Source organism: Staphylococcus ureilyticus, from assembly GCF_025558845.1.
Lineage (GTDB): Bacteria > Bacillota > Bacilli > Staphylococcales > Staphylococcaceae > Staphylococcus > Staphylococcus ureilyticus.
Genome location: NZ_CP094825.1, coordinates 1,328,100 through 1,345,389 on the forward strand (window position 1 = coordinate 1,328,100; position 17,290 = coordinate 1,345,389).

The 17,290-nt window shown below is 31.5% G+C and carries 18 protein-coding genes; 1 reads left to right on the plus strand and 17 read right to left on the minus strand.

The genetic code is table 11. The annotated features are described in order from the left end of the window. Positions 1-163: 163 nt before the first annotated feature. The 11 genes from MUA21_RS06530 to ccpN form a co-directional block, all read right to left on the minus strand. Positions 164-577, minus strand: coding sequence for a Fur family transcriptional regulator (locus MUA21_RS06530; RefSeq protein ID WP_073341915.1), 414 nt, complete (start codon positions 575-577; stop codon positions 164-166). Further along, positions 564-1,427 (minus strand): metal ABC transporter permease, encoded by an 864-nt coding sequence (locus MUA21_RS06535; RefSeq protein ID WP_073341912.1) that lies wholly within the window; start codon positions 1,425-1,427, stop codon positions 564-566. Before MUA21_RS06535 ends, MUA21_RS06530 begins: the two co-directional genes overlap by 14 nt. After that, positions 1,424-2,197 (minus strand): metal ABC transporter ATP-binding protein, encoded by a 774-nt coding sequence (locus MUA21_RS06540; protein ID WP_073341909.1) that lies wholly within the window; start codon positions 2,195-2,197, stop codon positions 1,424-1,426. Before MUA21_RS06540 ends, MUA21_RS06535 begins: the two co-directional genes overlap by 4 nt. 175 nt (positions 2,198-2,372) lie before the next feature. Beyond that, a complete protein-coding gene (locus MUA21_RS06545) occupies positions 2,373-3,263 on the minus strand; it encodes a deoxyribonuclease IV (RefSeq protein WP_262562222.1) in 891 nt (296 codons plus the stop codon). A 16-nt stretch (positions 3,264-3,279) separates the two neighbouring features. After that, a complete protein-coding gene (locus tag MUA21_RS06550; protein WP_107526333.1) occupies positions 3,280-4,614 on the minus strand; it encodes a DEAD/DEAH box helicase in 1,335 nt (444 codons plus the stop codon). Between the two features lie 204 nt (positions 4,615-4,818). Next, complete coding sequence (locus MUA21_RS06555; protein WP_262562224.1) at positions 4,819-5,922, minus strand: Nif3-like dinuclear metal center hexameric protein; 1,104 nt, start codon at positions 5,920-5,922, stop codon at positions 4,819-4,821. Continuing rightward, positions 5,923-6,603 carry a tRNA (adenine(22)-N(1))-methyltransferase gene (locus tag MUA21_RS06560; RefSeq protein ID WP_107526331.1) on the minus strand — a complete coding sequence of 227 codons (681 nt, stop codon included), beginning with the start codon at positions 6,601-6,603 and terminating at the stop codon, positions 5,923-5,925. 66 nt (positions 6,604-6,669) lie between these two features. Next, positions 6,670-7,776 carry an RNA polymerase sigma factor RpoD gene (gene rpoD / locus MUA21_RS06565; RefSeq protein ID WP_046208153.1) on the minus strand — a complete coding sequence of 369 codons (1,107 nt, stop codon included), beginning with the start codon at positions 7,774-7,776 and terminating at the stop codon, positions 6,670-6,672. A 138-nt stretch (positions 7,777-7,914) separates the two neighbouring features. Then, entirely contained in the window at positions 7,915-9,699 is a 1,785-nt protein-coding gene (dnaG, locus tag MUA21_RS06570; protein ID WP_262562228.1) for a DNA primase, read from the minus strand. A gap of 46 nt (positions 9,700-9,745) precedes the next feature. Next, positions 9,746-10,567, minus strand: coding sequence for a pyruvate, water dikinase regulatory protein (locus MUA21_RS06575; protein WP_046208151.1), 822 nt, complete (start codon positions 10,565-10,567; stop codon positions 9,746-9,748). A gap of 14 nt (positions 10,568-10,581) precedes the next feature. Further along, a complete protein-coding gene (gene ccpN, locus MUA21_RS06580) occupies positions 10,582-11,205 on the minus strand; it encodes a transcriptional regulator CcpN (RefSeq protein WP_075100076.1) in 624 nt (207 codons plus the stop codon). Between the two features lie 340 nt (positions 11,206-11,545). Here ccpN and MUA21_RS06585 point away from each other — a divergent pair, with 340 nt between their 5' ends. Then, positions 11,546-12,937, plus strand: a complete 1,392-nt coding sequence (locus tag MUA21_RS06585; protein WP_040030033.1) for a glycine--tRNA ligase — start codon at positions 11,546-11,548, stop codon at positions 12,935-12,937. Positions 12,938-13,067: 130 nt separating this feature from the next. On the opposite strand, the gene recO is transcribed toward MUA21_RS06585, so the two are convergent. The 6 genes from recO to MUA21_RS06615 form a co-directional block, all read right to left on the minus strand. After that, positions 13,068-13,826, minus strand: a complete 759-nt coding sequence (gene recO / locus MUA21_RS06590; RefSeq protein ID WP_046208150.1) for a DNA repair protein RecO — start codon at positions 13,824-13,826, stop codon at positions 13,068-13,070. A gap of 21 nt (positions 13,827-13,847) precedes the next feature. Further along, complete coding sequence (gene era, locus MUA21_RS06595) at positions 13,848-14,747, minus strand: GTPase Era (RefSeq protein ID WP_046208149.1); 900 nt, start codon at positions 14,745-14,747, stop codon at positions 13,848-13,850. Further along, entirely contained in the window at positions 14,747-15,151 is a 405-nt protein-coding gene (gene cdd / locus MUA21_RS06600) for a cytidine deaminase (RefSeq protein ID WP_046208148.1), read from the minus strand. The genes era and cdd overlap by 1 nt, the downstream gene beginning before the upstream one ends. Before the next feature lie 91 nt (positions 15,152-15,242). Further along, a complete protein-coding gene (locus MUA21_RS06605) occupies positions 15,243-15,581 on the minus strand; it encodes a diacylglycerol kinase family protein (RefSeq protein ID WP_107526342.1) in 339 nt (112 codons plus the stop codon). Positions 15,582-15,589: 8 nt separating this feature from the next. Continuing rightward, the gene (ybeY, locus tag MUA21_RS06610; protein WP_107526343.1) at positions 15,590-16,051 is read right to left on the minus strand and encodes an rRNA maturation RNase YbeY; all 462 of its coding nucleotides are present in this window, start codon (positions 16,049-16,051) and stop codon (positions 15,590-15,592) included. After that, positions 16,052-16,999 (minus strand): PhoH family protein, encoded by a 948-nt coding sequence (locus tag MUA21_RS06615; protein ID WP_046208145.1) that lies wholly within the window; start codon positions 16,997-16,999, stop codon positions 16,052-16,054. Between the last annotated feature and the right edge of the window lie 291 nt (positions 17,000-17,290).

Genomic DNA, 17,290 nt, shown 5'->3' on the forward strand with positions numbered 1-17,290 from the left:
AGTTCCTTTACTATTATATCTCAAAATAGTGGATTTTAAACATAAAGGACAAAGTATTTTAAAAATTCAATAAAATTCAGACTAATGACCTATATTTAGAAGGAAACTTTTTAGTAATAAACGTCGATAGGTGCTATTTTACATTAGATACACGCTAAAAATTTTAAGCATGTTGACAAGCTTCACATATGCCATATACTTCTAATTTGTGTGTGTGAATATCGACTTTTGGTAAGAAAGTCTTTATCTGTTCAATTGGACAGAAATCAATTATTTTTGTATCACCACATGATTCACAAATAAAGTGATGATGGTGGTGGTCTGTACATGCTATTCTAAACTTCATTTCACCGTCGAGTTCAGTACCCTCAACGATACCTAAATCTTTAAATAAATGTAAATTTCGATATATTGTATCAAATGAGATACCTGGATAATCTTTGTCTAATTTTTGCTGTATATATTTTGCGTTAATGTATTTATCTTCTTCTATAAAAACATTTATCATATCTTTTCTTTTATTTGTATACTTGTGTCCTTCTGCTTTTAGAATATTAATTGCTTCATCTATTTTCATTATTAATAGCCCCTTTCACAGTTTTTAATTTAAACTTTTGATATGACATCATCATTGCTAATAAAAGTACAAGTAATACGACAATTACGCCTCCAGGAGAAATATTCATATAAAATGCTAATACTAGCCCTGCTATAACTGAAAATTCACCAATTAACACGCTTAATATAATAAGTTGTTTGAATCCTTTTGTCATACGCATTGCTATAGCTATCGGTAATGTAATTAATGCACTTACTAATAAAATACCTACGACTCTCATAGATGCAGATATGACCATTGCGACGATAATAATAAATAAAAATTGTATCCATTTCGGAATACCTATAACTTTACTATATTCTTCATCGAATGAAAGAATGAATAATTCCTTGTAAAATAACAATATAAATGCTAATACAATAATAACGATTGCGATAATAGTTGATAAATCGCTGATAGTTACAGCACTGATTGATCCAAATAATAATCCAACAATTTCTTGATTAAAACCATCTGCAAGCGAAATAAAAATGGCACTTAATGCTATGCCTGCACTCATTATAATAGGGATCGCAATTTCTTGATAATTACTATACGATGTTCTCAGTTTTTCAATCAATAACGCACCAATGATTGCAAACAATATCCCAAACCACATTGGATTAATAAAAGTTAGTGCGGGTGCAATAGTCACAAAAAACATCCCGAATGAGATACCACCAAGTGTAACGTGACTTAAAGCATCTGCAATTAATGATAGCCTTCGTACAACAATAAATGCACCAATTAATGGGGCAATAAAACCAATCAAAATACCACTTAATAGAGAGTATCTCATAAAATCAAAATTTAATAATGCCTCAATCATGATGAACAACACTCCCTATTATGTTGGTGATCTACAAATTGTATAGGATGACCGTATATTTTAGATATTTCTACCTCATCTAACGATTTAAAATCCTCTGTCGTGCCATGAAAATGCAGATGCTTGTTTAAACATGCTACTTCTGTAGCAGTATCAGCCACGACACCTATATCATGCGTAACCAAAATGATAGTTACGCCTTCATTTTTTAAAGTTTCTAGTGTTTCATAGAATTCACTGACGTGTTTTGCATCTATACCGTTAGTTGGTTCATCTAATATAAGGACTGAAGGGTTACTTATCAATGCTCGTGCAATTAATACACGTTGTTGTTGTCCACCTGATAATTCTGCAATATTTTTATTAATTAAATGGCCTATATTCAATCGATTTAATACGGCTTCCACTTTATTTTCATCATTTTTATTAAACCACTGAAATAACTTTTTACGTTTCGTTAGTCCACTCATAACGACTTCTTTAACACTTGCAGGAAAACCTGCTTTAAAAGCTTGAGCTTTTTGTGAAACATAACTAATCTTGTATAAAGATTGTTTTCCATTATATACATTACCATCTACAAGTATTTCACCTTTTTGCAACGGTAACAATCCTAAAATAATTTTTAGCAAAGTTGATTTACCGGCACCATTAGGTCCAACTATAGCCAAAAATTGTCCTTTATTAATTTTAATATTAATATTTTCTAATACTTTTTTGTTTTCAAAATAATAATCGATGTTTTTTAATTCGAACACTGGAGTAGTCATCTTTTCACCTCGTTCTATACTATACAACTTGCAAACAATTATGTAAATAGTAATGTTTACGAATTAACAAAAAAGGATGATATAGAGACTCATTTTGAATTGAGTTCACTATGTCATCCTTTAAATACATTTATCTATTTTTTCACATTTTTGATTATAATTCATTTTTTTAATATTATTGCATTAAAATTTTATCCTTTAAACTTGGATCAAATTGTTGTTGTTTAAGCATTTTAATTTCAAATTTATAAGGTGGTTTTTTATTCTTTTTATCTTCACCAACATAGGGTGTTTCAAGTATTTTGGGAATATTTTTAAACGTATCATGATGAACGATATAATTTAAGGCATCAAATCCGATATAACCAAAACCTATATTTTCGTGTCTATCTTTATGAGCACCAATATCATTTTTACTATCATTTACATGAACAACTTGTATTCTATCTATGCCTATTATCTTATCAAATTCATTCAACACACCATCAAAATCTTCTTTTACATTATAGCCTGCATCATGAGTATGACATGTATCGAAACACACAGATAAACGTTCATTATGTTTGACACCATCTATAATTCGAGCGATTTCTTCAAAATTTCTCCCAATTTCTGAACCTTTGCCAGCCATTGTTTCAAGTGCAATGCGTACATTATTGTCATTCGTCAGCACTTCATTTAGACCTTCTATGATTTTATTAATACCAGCGTCAGCACCTTCTCCTACATGTGAGCCAGGGTGCAATACTATGTCTTTGGCACCAATGGCTTGCGTTCTTTCAATTTCACTTTGTAAAAATTCTACGCCTAGGTTAAACACATGTGGTTTGACAGTATTTGCAATATTTATTATATAAGGTGCATGTACTACAATATTTGAAAGACCGTACGTTTGCATTAATTCTTGTCCCTGATCAATATTTAGCTCTTCTATTGGCTTTCTTCTTGTATTTTGTGGTGCACCTGTATAAATCATAAAAGTAGATTCACCGAATTTATGTGCTTCTTCAGCTGAACCTGCCAACATTTTTTTACCATTCATAGATACATGAGATCCTAATAACATAGTAGTCACCAATCCTTTATTTATTTTTTCTGGCTTGACGATTTTGTTTCTTACTGTATTTTTTACGCTCTTGACGTTTTAAATGTTCAAGATCACGTTGGAATTTTTTCTTATAGCCAGGTTTTACTTTTTTCTTATTTCTCTTCACTTTATTTTTTAATTCATTTGTTAAATGATCATCTTTATTCTTACGTGATTGACGTGTATTGTGTGCTTTAATTGGCGATAACTCATCATTTTTTATATCAACATTTTCAAATTGATAACCTCGTTGTTCTATTAACGCTATGTTTTCTTCTTCTTCAGGGCTATATAAGGTAATCGCCACGCCCTTGTATTGCCCTCTACCTGTACGGCCAACACGATGCGTGAAGAAATCGATATCATTTGGTACATCAAAGTTAATCACATGGCTTACGCCTTCAATATCTATTCCACGCGATGCTAAGTCACTTGCAATAACATATTGAAATTCTAAGTTGCGAATACGCTTCATTTGTTGTTTACGCTCTCTTGGCGTTAAACCACCATGTATCATACCTAATTTTAAACCTGCTGCATTTAACTGGTCTGCAAGTTCGTTTGCATTATCACGACTATTACAAAATATAATACATAGATATGGATTTAAAATATCAATGAGTTTTATTGTTTTTTCTATCTTTGCCTCACCCTTTGTCGGAATTAAATAGAATTCAATATTTTTTTTATTTTTTTGAACATTTTCAATTTCGACGTATTCAGGATTTTCTAAATATTTATTTAAAAATGGATGTAATGATTTAGGAATAGTAGCGCTAAAGACAGCTATATGGGAGTCTTCATCTAAACGTGTAGCAATGTAGTCTACCTCTTCTATTAATCCTAAATCAATCATTAAATCAGCTTCGTCCACAACTAAATAAGAAGCCAAATGCACATGCAAATCTCCATGTTTAGCTAAATCGTTTATCCGAGTTGGTGTTCCTATAATAAGTTGTGGTTGATTCTTAGCGCGTTGTCTATCTTTTTCTATATCTGTGCCACCAATAAAAAGTTTAACAGATAAATCACCTTTGTAATCAGCTAAATGACTAGCGACATCAAATAGCTGTTGCGCTAATTCCCTTGTTGGAGCGACGATGATTGCCTGTGGTTCTTTAATATCGACATTTATTAAATGTATCAGTGGTAATAAAAAGGCATGGGATTTTCCAGTGCCTGTCTGAGATTGTCCAATTATGTTTACTTGTTTTAATATTTTTGGAATAACTCTATTTTGTACTTCTGTAGGTTGATTAAAGTTCAAATTTCGTACTGCGTCGATTAAACTTGGGTCTAAATTAAACTTATCGAATGGGTGATTTGCCATGATTTGGCCTCCTTAAATCTTCATCTTTTCTATTATAAAGCATTCGCAAACGATTTTGAACTAATTATTTTATACTAAATTGGCAGTCATCAAATATAATTTAAATGTAAGTGTAGCTGGAACATAAGGATGCACAGCCTAGAAAAAGATTACTAGCCGTTGACTAAAATAAATTTGATTTCTTGATAGTAACATACATGGCAATTATAAATAATTAAATGGATCTGTGTTGAGGTTAGATGACTTAATTTCAAAAGTAATATCATCTGGGTTAAGCCAATCTATTAATAAATTACACAAACCATCTTTCATTACATATTCACTATAATGGTTAATATCTAATAAGTTAATACCAGCAGTTTTTGCATCTAATGCATCATGATGTTTAATATCACCAGTGATAAAGATATCTGCACCTTGTTGAGCGGCTTGAGTCTCAAATCCAATACCGGAACCACCAATAATCGCAACCTTCTTAATAATTTGATCTAAATTACCAACATATCTTACACTTGGCATTGCCAAATTTTCTTTGACATGCTTCACAAATGTAGATATATCCATCTCGGATTCTAAATCACCAATCATACCTAAACCATAATTCGCTTCTTTTTCCATTTTTATAAAATCAAAAACTGGTGTTTCGTATGGATGATTATTCTTAATTAATTTTTCTGCTAAATCTTTTTGATATGCTTCAATCATAAATTCTAATTTAAATTCTTTTACTTCTTCAATTTTATCTATTGAGCCAATATGTGGGTTGGCACTACCAGTAGGCTTGAATTGTCCATTCCCTGAACTTTCAAAGAAACAATATTTATAATTTCCTTCTTCAGCTAATCCTGCATCACTCAATGCATCTTTAAATGTTTTAAGATTCTCTTCAGGTATAAACACTTGTACCTTATAGTATTTTAAAGTTTCTGGATTTAAAATATGTTGGTTCTTCAATTGAAGCTTTTCTGCTAACATTGCATTAACACCTTTTGGATAAACATCCAAATTTGTATGTAAAGCAATTAAATTAATTTCATTTTTAATTAATTTTCGTAAGATAGCACCATAGCCTTCTTGTTGAATGATATTATTAACACCTTTAAATATGAGTGGATGATGACAAATAATTGTATTGAAACCTTGGTTTATTGCTTCATCAACAATTTCATTGGTACAATCTAGCGCGGTTAAAACACCTGAAATTTCAGCAGATTCGTCTCCGATTAACAAGCCGACATTATCCCATGACTCTGCAGTTTCAAATGGTACATGCTGATTTATTACTTGGAGTAACGTTTTAATTTTCATTTACAACACCTCATTAATTAAATTGATTTCGTTGTTAATTTCATTTAGCCGTTCACGATGTTTTTCAGTGTTCAATTGATCTTTGATTTTTTGCAATGCCTGTCGTTCTCTTTCCCATTTTTTAAAAAATAATTCATGTTTCTTTTTTAATAAAATCGGTCCAAACTTTATTTCTGATTTAGTAAGTGTTTGTGTTTGTTGTTCAAAATAATCTGCCACTATTATTTCATATATATGACCTTTTTCTTCTAAAATAACTTCTTCAATAATCTTGTAATGCATGGAATCTAACAAATTTCTAATCGCACTAGATTGTATATTACTTTGTAAAATAAGCCTCGGATGGGCAGTTAATTTTTCTTTACCTTCTTGAAGGATTTTAGCTATTAACGGTCCACCCATACCACATATAGTGATGGAATTAACTTTATCATTTGACTGTAATATCGACAATCCATCACCTAGTCTAACATCGACATGATTACTTAACTCATGTTCCACAACATTTTTTTTCGAAGCTTCAAACGGTCCTTTGATAACTTCTCCAGCAATTGCATTTTTGACTAAATTGTTTTCAATCGCATAAATCGGAAGGTATGCATGGTCTGAACCAATATCCGCTAAACAATCACCTATTATATATGTACTTACTTTTTTTAATCTTTGATTTAATATAACCATAAAAGCGCTCCTCTATGTAAATGTAAAAAGCTCTTTTGTACGACTAGGTACAAAAGAGCTGAAAAATTAGTCCATAAAGTCTTTAAGACGTTTACTTCTACTCGGATGTCTTAATTTTCTCAATGCTTTAGCTTCAATTTGACGAATACGTTCTCTCGTAACGCCGAAGACTTTACCTACTTCTTCTAGTGTACGTGTTCTTCCATCATCAAGTCCAAAACGTAAGCGCAGTACATTTTCTTCTCTATCTGTTAATGTATCTAAGACATCTTCCAGTTGTTCTTTTAATAATTCATAAGCTGCATGATCAGATGGACTTTGGGCTTCTTGGTCTTCAATAAAATCACCTAAGTGACTGTCATCTTCTTCACCAATTGGTGTTTCTAATGAAACTGGCTCTTGAGCTATTTTTAATATTTCTCTTACTTTTTCTGGTGGTAAATCCATTTCCTCACCAATTTCTTCTGGTGCTGGATCACGACCTAAATCTTGTAATAATTGTCTTTGTACACGGATTAATTTATTAATTGTTTCTACCATATGCACTGGAATACGTATTGTACGAGCTTGGTCTGCAATAGCACGTGTTATTGCTTGACGTATCCACCATGTCGCATATGTTGAAAATTTAAATCCTTTATTAAAATCGAACTTTTCAACTGCTTTTATTAAGCCCATATTACCTTCTTGAATTAAATCTAAGAAAAGCATGCCACGACCAACATATCTTTTGGCTATACTGACTACTAAACGCAAGTTTGCTTCAGCTAATCTTGACTTAGCAACTTCGTCACCTTGTTCAATTCTTTTCGCCAATTCTATTTCTTCTTGCGCATTTAATAAATCGACACGTCCGATTTCTTTAAGATACATACGAACAGGGTCATTAATTTTAACACCTGGAGGAGCACTTAAATCATTAGGATTTAATTTTGCATCTTTGTCAGAACTATCTTTTTCGTTTACCAAACTGATATCGTTATCTGTTAATTGATCAAATAGTTCGTCCATTTGATCAGAATCCATCTCGAAGTTTTGCAATTTCTCTGCAATTTCTTCATGACTAAGATGCCCTTCTTTTTTACCTTTTTCAATTAAGTGTTTTTTTACATCTTCTAAAGTTAGAGATGGGTCTATTGTTTGCTTTTTAAGTGTAACTTTATTTCCAGACATGAAAAGGCCTCCCGAATATAATATCAACTTGAAACCATGATATCATTTGATAGATAATCTTAATACTATCTACCCATAAATCATACGGTTTATTCAAGTTGTTAAACCCAATAATCTACAGATATATTCATTTTTAATTTAATTCATTCTATTTTTATTGAAGTTTACAATTTTTTCTAGGTAATATTTCTGCAACTCTAAATCACCTAATCTAGAAGCCTCCCGTAACTTTTGATTAAGCGATTCAATCGTTTCTTCATTTCTATTTGTTAAAAGTGTGTCTAAATAATCATCGATTTCATGTTCATATGGTTCTTCATTTATCAAATAGTTATCCAATGATATAAATGCTTCTTTAATGTCATTTGTATCGATATATTGTAAAACATCACTAATATTAAACGTATCATTCTCAGAATAAAACTCATATAAAACATTAAATATACGCTTAAAATACTGATTTGTAAAGTCTTCTGTTTGAAGTAATTTATGATAATTTAAAAAAATATCCTTATCATTCATAAAATGTTTTAATAAAGCACGTTCTGCTTTTTCTTGCTTATTTAAATGAGTGAATTGTGGCACACTAGGCATTTGATATGACTGTGGTTGATAATAATCTTCACGTAGTCCTACTTCATTATTTAAACTATCCATGCTTACTTTAAACAATTCTGACACGTCTTGCAATATCTTTTTGCGTAAAATCGATGACTTCATTAATGAAATATCATTTGTGATTTCTTTTAAATACCTTTCATATGCTAAATCATTATTTTCTATTTCTTCTTGATGCATAAGGACTTTATAAAGAATAAATGCTTTTTTTTCATGTTCCACAAAATAATTAAACGCATCTGCACCGTGTTTTCCAATATACTCATCAGGGTCCATGTTTTTTGGTAGTTGAACTACAAATACATTAAATCCTTGTTGCAATAATATTTGACCAGATTTTAAAGTGGCCTCACTACCCGCAAAATCTCCATCAAACATTAATGTCACATTTGAAGTGAGTTTTTTCATAAATGCGATATGTTCTTGTGAAATCTGAGTTCCCATACTTGCTACAACTTGATGCAATCCTGCGTAATCAGCTTTTATCACATCCATAAAACCTTCAAGTAGTATAATTTCATCATTTTTACGAATTGCTTTTCTAGCTTGATCAACGTTGTATAACAATCTTCTTTTTTGAAATATCGGTGTTTCAGGACTATTGAGATATTTAGGCTCTTGATTTGTATATGTTCTTCCTGAATAACCAACTGTTCGACCTTGTGCATTTGATAATGGAAACATAATTCGATCCCTGAAACGATCATAATAGCTGAAATTCTCTTCATTCCTAGACAATAAACCCGCTTCATATGCTAATTGAATATCATAACCTTTTTTCTGTAAAAAGTCATGGCAAAAATGTGCATTTTTAGGTGAATAACCTATTTTCCGACGATCTATGAGTTCATCTGTAAATCCACGTTCTTTTAAATAGTTTAACGCTTTTTCTCCTTCAACGGTTTTTTTTAATGCATAATGATAGTAATCTTGCATTAATTCATGCATTTCAATCATTTGCAAATCTTCAGAAGCAATTTGATGATTAGTATGCTGTTCTGATGTTGCTTGCGGTGTTTCCACTTCAACATTTACACGTTCACCTAATAACTTTACAGCTTCAGTAAAAGAAACGTCTTTAATTTCTTGAGTGAATTGAAAGACGTTTCCTCCTTTTTTACAACCAAAGCAATGGCAAATTTGTTTATCTTCAGAAACTGTAAACGACGGTGTTTTTTCATCATGAAAAGGACACAACCCAATGTAATTGCGCCCTCTTTTTTCTAATTTAACGTATTCACTTACTAAATCGAGAATATCTGTTTTCTCTTTTATTTCATTAATGGTTGCTTGTTCAATTCGCAAAATTATCACCTATTAGACAGTAGTTATAATATTATAATAGAAATTCTTATTTTAAGAAACTGTTTTGCTCAATGATACTTATGATATCATTTGCAGTTTCTTCAATCGCTTTATCAGTTACGTCTATAACAGGACATCCAATTTTTTCAACTAATTCATTGAAATAATTTAATTCTTCTTCAATACGTTGCTCGGTAGCATATCTTGCACTATCACCTAAGCCTAATTGCTTTAATCTTTCTTTTCTAATGCGATTTAATTTATCCTCACTTATCTTTAAGGCAATACATTTTGAAGTATCAACATTAAATAAATTATCTGGAGGTGTGACTTCTGGCACAATAGGAATATTCATCACCTTATAACTTTTATGTGCAAGATACTGTGAAAGAGGCGTTTTTGAAGTTCTAGATATGCCCAATAGAACGATATCAGCTTTATCTAGACCTTTTGGGTCTTTACCGTCATCGTATTTTACTGCAAATTCTATAGCGTCAATTTTTTTAAAATATGCTTCATCTAATTGGTGCACGAGTCCGGGTTCAAAATATGGTTGCTCATCTATTTTATCTAATAATATATTCATCAATGGGCCCATAATATCTACAGATTTAATTTGAAATTCTTTTATTTTTGCTTCCATATACTTTCTTATTTCTGGTTTAACTAATGTATAAACAACTATTGCTTCAGTATCTTTAGCAACTGAGATTACCTCATCTACGTTTTCTAAAGCTTCTATATACGGATATCTACTAATTTCACTTTCACATTGATTTGGGTTGAATTGTGAAATACAAGCTCTTGCCACAAGTTCAGCTGTTTCACCTACTGAGTCAGAAGCAACAATAATTTTAATATTTTCCATTTAATACATACCACCTATTCATTTAGTAAAGAGACAAAAATTTTAGTAATTGTTGTTTTAGAAATACGGCCCTTCACTTCATATTTTCCATTTTCTTTTTTATTCACAATTGGTAAAGAATCAATTTCCTTTTCAATCATTAGGTTTGCAGCAAATATGACACGTTCGTCTTCCAATACAAAGCTTAAATTAGGCATACGAGTCATTATAATATTAACAGGCATAGTATGTATATCCTTACCTATCATCGAAGCACGTAATAAATCCTTCCGAGAACAAACGCCTATAAAATCTCCTTCATTATTTATAACAAATAACGTACTAACATCCTCTAGAAATATAGTACAAATTGCATCGTAAACTGACATTTCACTTTTCACTACTACAGGGTGTGACGCATAATCTTTAACAATATATTGTTTTAATTGATCAGCAATTAATTTATTTTTGGGTTTTCCAGAATAGTAGTAGCCTACGCGTGGGCGTGCTTCTAAAATACCAGACATTGTAAGTATTGCTAAATCTGGTCTCAAGGTCGCTCTTGTAAGACTAAGATGTTCTGCTATATGTTCACCAGTAATAGGTCCATTATTTTTGACAATATCAACAATTTGTTGTTGTCTTTTATTCAGTTCTATAAGACTTCACCCCTTTACTCATTACATTTAATTATACATTGAATTATAAATTGCTACAAATACATATATTTACTTGCTAATAATCAACCAATACATTAAAATTATATTTAAAGCGAGTTAAGGGTGGTGAAAGCTTAACATAACAATTGGCTAAAAATTTAAAAAGAAGTTTCAAAGGCGAGTGTACACACTAAATTGGGTGGAACCGCGGGTTAATAATAATTTATTAAAAACACATAATTATATGTGATTAAAAATAATTAACTCGTCCCAAGGCAATGATTAAGTTTTTGCTTTTTCTTTGTCTTGGGGCGTTTTTATGTTAAAAGGAGTGTTTTTTTTGGCAAAAGATATGGAAACAATTGTTCAGTTAGCAAAACACAGAGGATTTGTATTCCCTGGTAGTGATATTTATGGTGGTTTATCAAATACGTGGGACTATGGTCCATTAGGTGTAGAATTAAAAAATAATATTAAAAAAGCATGGTGGCAAAAATTTATCACGCAATCTCCATATAATGTAGGGATTGATGCAGCAATTTTAATGAATCCAAAAACTTGGGAAGCATCTGGTCATTTAGGAAACTTTAACGATCCAATGATAGACAATAAAGATAGTAAAATTCGTTATCGTGCAGATAAAATAATAGAAGACTACATGGCGAATGAAAAAGGAGACGAAAATTTCGTAGCCGATGGTTTAAGTTTCGATGAAATGAAACGTATTATTGATGAAGAAGGTATTGTTTGCCCTGTAAGTGGAACTGCTAATTGGACAGATATTCGTCAATTTAACTTAATGTTCAAAACTTTCCAAGGTGTGACGGAAGATTCTACAAATGAAATTTTCCTACGTCCTGAAACTGCGCAAGGTATTTTCGTTAATTACAAAAATGTTCAACGTACAATGCGTAAAAAATTGCCATTCGGGATTGGTCAAATCGGTAAATCATTCCGTAATGAAATTACACCTGGTAACTTCATCTTTAGAACACGTGAATTTGAACAGATGGAATTAGAATTTTTCTGTAAACCTGGTGAAGAAATAGAATGGCAAAATTATTGGAAAACTTTTGCTAGCCAATGGTTAAAAGACTTAAATTTAAGTGAATCGGCTACGCGTTTACGTGACCATGATGCAGACGAATTATCCCACTACTCAAATGCAACAACTGACATAGAATATCGTTTCCCATTCGGTTGGGGAGAATTATGGGGTATTGCAAGTAGAACAGATTATGATTTAAAACAACACAGTGAACATTCTGGTGAAGATTTCCAATATCATGATCAAGAAACTGGCGAAAAATACCTTCCATATTGTATTGAACCATCACTTGGTGCAGACCGTGTTACATTAGCATTCCTTTGCGATGCATATGCTGAAGAAGGTGTTGAAGGTAGTAAGGATTCAAGAACTGTATTACACTTCCACCCTGCATTAGCACCTTATAAAGCTGCTGTTTTACCATTAAGTAAAAAATTATCTGGTGATGCAATTAAAATATTTGAACAATTAAGTGCTAACTTTGCAATTGATTTTGATGAATCACAATCAATTGGTAAACGTTACCGCCGTCAAGATGAAATCGGTACACCATACTGTATAACATTTGACTTTGATTCACTAGAAGATCAACAAGTAACTGTACGTGACAGAGATACGATGGAACAAGTACGTATGCCGATTGCTGAATTAGAAAGTTTCTTAACTGAAAAAGTGAAATTTTAATTTCACTTTTTCAAGTTATACTTTGAAAATAGTAGTACAAAATGAAAACGTCAATTTCTATATAATTTATAGAAATTGACGTTTTTTTACTCATAAAATTTTATTTCTCATTAATTTTGACTATATTTCATTAATTTGAATGATCTAATCTTTGTAATTGATTAATAAGCTTTTGACTTTTGAAATACATACCTGCATATTCACTATATAACATTATCATTAATTGCGACATTTCATTAATAATATCTTGATGAATACTCAAGGCGTTCATTTTACTTATAGGTAAATTTTGTAACACATCTAATAAGTAAAGCGTTTTATTGGATAGTAGTAAAGCATTTGGATCTTGAGATTTTGCATGATTTGAAATTGCACCATCAAATTTAAAACTATAACCAATGAGTTTAGCTTGGTCATCATCACCAGTGACCACACAATGATTGAAAATTGCGCTAAACCCAAACTTTGACATTGATTTAATTAATACAATTACCGACATCAACTGTGCGGATACACCACTTTTAATTTTATCTAATACAAAATGTAATAATTCGTAGCTAAACTGTGACAGTTCATCATTATCAATAGATCGATCTATCGTTTCAGTACATAAACTAGCATAACTACTCTCATAAATATCTAATCGAAGATGATAATTTTGATCGATGACATCTACTGAACTTAAAGTTCCCATGCCTTTCCATTTAGAATAAATAAACAAACCATAAACAAATAATTGCGTATTAGCTTGCAAACCACTCTTACTCTTTTTGGCACGGCGAACCATAAGTGGAATTTTTGCACCGTATTCATTTAAAATTGTAATAATTTTATCGGATTCGCCATAATCAACCGTTTTAATAATGATACCTTTTTGTTTGATTAACATTTTAGCTCACCGACTCTCAACTTAATCTTGATCTTCTAAATAGCCCATTTGACGAATAAAGTTTACTTTATTTCGCCAATCTTTTTGAACTTTTACCCATAGTTCTAAGTACACTTTAGACCCCAACAAGCCTTCAATATCTTGACGTGCTCTTTTCCCTACTTCTTTAAGTTTTTTACCACCTTTACCAATCACTATTCCTTTTTGTGAATCACGTTCTACAAAAATCGTTGCTTCAATCCTCACGCGTTCTTCATCTTCTTTAATCATACGATCAACATTGACGCCTATCGCATGTGGAATTTCTTCATTCGTTAGGTGTAATATTTTTTCACGAATGAGTTCGCTCACTACAAACTGTTCTGGGTGATCAGAAATTTGATTATCCGGATAGTATTTTGGCCCTTCAGGTAAATATGATTTAATAACATTGATAAAATGCTCAACATTTAATCCTTCTAAAGCAGATATAGGGACAATTTCGGTGAAATTCATATATTTTTTATATTTTTCTATTCTTGGCATGAGCTCATCCGGATGGACGAGGTCAATCTTATTTAACACTAAAAACACTGGTGTCTTGACTGATTTCAACATTTCCATTATGTATTCATCGCCTCTACCAATATCTTCATTAACATTAACCATAAACATAATGGCATCAATTTCAGAAAGTGTGTTTGTTGCAACACGCATCATATAGTCGCCTAATTTATGTTTAGGTTTGTGTATACCCGGTGTATCTAAAAAAATAATTTGTGCGTCTTCTTGAGTCATGACACCTTGAATTTTATTTCTTGTCGTTTGTGCTTTATCAGACATAATAGCGATTTTATGTCCGATGACGCGATTAACAAAGGTAGATTTACCTACATTAGGTCTACCAATTATTGTTACAAATCCTGATTTATGTGCTGTCATTATTTTAAATCCTTTCCAGAAAATCCTAGAGGTAATAAATCACTAACTGTAGATTGAATCATGTCACCTTTGTGATTAGTCATATATACAGGCATTTCGTCATCACAAAGTTCTTTTAAAACCTGTCTACAAGAACCGCATGGCGAAGAAGGTGTTTCTGCATCAACGGTTACAGTGATGGATTCAAAATCGCCAGGTCGATATCCATCAGCAATAGCTGCAACCAGACTTGATCTTTCTGCACATATACCCAATGGATAAGCGGCATTTTCTACATTTGCGCCGTGATAAGTTTTACCATCTTTCGTAATTAAATACGCACCTACTTTAAAATTACTGTATGGCGCATAAGCTTTGCTTTGTGCTGTTCTTACTTCCTTGAAATAATCGGGTTGGTAAGCCATAATTTAACACTCCTATTCAATTTTTAATTATTATAGTATTTTTTCAAACTAAATGTTGCTTAATATATAGATAGATTAAAAATCTTATTTTCTATTTTATAAAATATGGTAAAAAAACAATAAGTCCTATTACTAACGCAATTATCGAAGCAAGCATAACACTAGCAGCTGCAGTGTCTTTAGCTTTCTTTGCAAGTTCATGATATTCATCTGTAATCAAATCCACTACATATTCTAGTGCTGTATTCATGGCTTCAAAAGTTAACACAAATCCTATAGCGATAATGATTAAAAACCATTCAACTATATTTATTTTTAAATAAAAACTCAGTATAATTGCAAAACATGCAAAAATAATATGGATTAAAAACTTTTTATCTTTGTTAAAGAGGACTAGTAAACCTTGAAAAGCGTACTTAAAACGTTTCATAACTATCTCTAATCTCTTGGCAATCCATAAGCATTTAAAATTTCATCTTGTCGACCAAACATTACCTTTTCATCAGCTTCATCTATATGATCATAACCCAATAAATGTAAAAAGCCATGAAGCGCGAGAAAACCAAGTTCTCTTTCAAAAGAGTGTCCATATGCATCTGCTTGTGATTGAGCAACTTCAGTGCATATGATAATATCGCCGAGTACTCTTGGTATATCTAACCCACTGATTTCAGGTTCATCTTCCTCTAATGCAAAGGATATTACATCTGTCGCTTTATCTTTATCTCGATACATTTTATTAATTTGTTGAATTTCCACTTTATCTACAAATGTCACAGATAATTCGGCATCATTTTCTATGCCTTCTTGTTCTTTTGCAAAAGTAAGAAGGTCGTCTATTTGCTTAAACCATTTTTTATCGACTAATTCAGTATGATCATTAAAATCTATTGTGAACATTTATTCTTCTCCCTCATAGCGATCAATTATTTTACTTACAAGTGGATGACGCACAACATCGTTTTGGTCTAAATGATGGATACTTAAACCTTTTACATTGTGTAACTTTGCTATTGCTTCTTTAAGACCACTTTTAACACCTTTAGGTAAATCAATCTGTGTCTTATCACCGGTCACAACCATTTTCGACCCAAAACCTAACCTTGTTAAGAACATTTTCATTTGAGCATGTGTAGTGTTTTGTGCTTCATCTAAAATAACAAATGCATCATCAAGCGTTCTCCCTCGCATATATGCTAACGGTGCTATTTCTATAACACCACGCTCGATAAATCTAGCAGTTTGTTCTCTTCCTAAAACGGTATTTAAACCATCATATAATGGACGTAAATAAGGATCAACTTTCTCCTTCAAATCACCAGGTAAGAATCCTAATGATTCCCCAGCTTCTACTGCAGGTCTAGTCAAGACGATACGTTTAACATTACCCTTTCGTAATTGCTTGGCAGCATAAACAACAGCTAAAAATGTTTTCCCAGTACCTGCTGGTCCAACACCAAATACCAAGTCATTATGATACATGGCATTTACGTAAAGTCTTTGTCCCATAGTTTTAGCTCGTATTGTTTTACCAAACGCATCTTTAGTAATTTCGTCCTCATATAAATCTAATAAGTAATGAATCGTACCATTTTTTGCCATTTTAACAGCAGCTTCTACATCTTTGAGCGATATTGTAACGCCTTGCTGTATGACTTTCAATAAATTAATTAGTACTGATTCTGCTTGTTCTACATGCTCAACTTTTTCACCTTTAACGGCTATTTCTTGTCCTCGAGCATGTATTATGACATCAAATCCCTCTTCTATTGATTTTAGATTTTCATCATTGTTACCAATGAGTGCTTGCGCTTCATTGATGTCATCTATTTGAATAATTCCAGGCATATAGTTGCTCCTTTACAAATATATTCGTTTCTATTATTTTATCCTATTAGATTTTAAGTTACAAAAAATAATTATGATGCATGATATGAAATAAGCATTATTATAAAAATAATAATTTGAATAAATCATACTGCAACTTCAATATTATTATATCATGAAATAATCTCATATTATTTCAAAGTGAATTAAAAATTGACATTAATTGTTATTTTTATGTAAAGCAAAGCGTTATGATAGACTGTGTGAAATTTATCAATCATTAAATACTTTGAAATTAAAAATAACTCAACT

Coding starts and splice junctions, on each gene's coding strand:
- MUA21_RS06530 (WP_073341915.1), bottom strand. CDS start 577: ATGAAAATAGATGAAGCAATTAATATTCTAAAAGCAGAAGGACACAAG.
- MUA21_RS06535 (WP_073341912.1), bottom strand. CDS start 1,427: ATGATTGAGGCATTATTAAATTTTGATTTTATGAGATACTCTCTATTA.
- MUA21_RS06540 (WP_073341909.1), bottom strand. CDS start 2,197: ATGACTACTCCAGTGTTCGAATTAAAAAACATCGATTATTATTTTGAA.
- MUA21_RS06545 (WP_262562222.1), bottom strand. CDS start 3,263: ATGTTATTAGGATCTCATGTATCTATGAATGGTAAAAAAATGTTGGCA.
- MUA21_RS06550 (WP_107526333.1), bottom strand. CDS start 4,614: ATGGCAAATCACCCATTCGATAAGTTTAATTTAGACCCAAGTTTAATC.
- MUA21_RS06555 (WP_262562224.1), bottom strand. CDS start 5,922: ATGAAAATTAAAACGTTACTCCAAGTAATAAATCAGCATGTACCATTT.
- MUA21_RS06560 (WP_107526331.1), bottom strand. CDS start 6,603: ATGGTTATATTAAATCAAAGATTAAAAAAAGTAAGTACATATATAATA.
- rpoD (WP_046208153.1), bottom strand. CDS start 7,776: ATGTCTGGAAATAAAGTTACACTTAAAAAGCAAACAATAGACCCATCT.
- MUA21_RS06575 (WP_046208151.1), bottom strand. CDS start 10,567: ATGGAAAATATTAAAATTATTGTTGCTTCTGACTCAGTAGGTGAAACA.
- recO (WP_046208150.1), bottom strand. CDS start 13,826: ATGTTAATCAAACAAAAAGGTATCATTATTAAAACGGTTGATTATGGC.
- era (WP_046208149.1), bottom strand. CDS start 14,747: ATGACAGCACATAAATCAGGATTTGTAACAATAATTGGTAGACCTAAT.
- cdd (WP_046208148.1), bottom strand. CDS start 15,151: ATGGCTTACCAACCCGATTATTTCAAGGAAGTAAGAACAGCACAAAGC.
- MUA21_RS06605 (WP_107526342.1), bottom strand. CDS start 15,581: ATGAAACGTTTTAAGTACGCTTTTCAAGGTTTACTAGTCCTCTTTAAC.
- ybeY (WP_107526343.1), bottom strand. CDS start 16,051: ATGTTCACAATAGATTTTAATGATCATACTGAATTAGTCGATAAAAAA.
- MUA21_RS06615 (WP_046208145.1), bottom strand. CDS start 16,999: ATGCCTGGAATTATTCAAATAGATGACATCAATGAAGCGCAAGCACTC.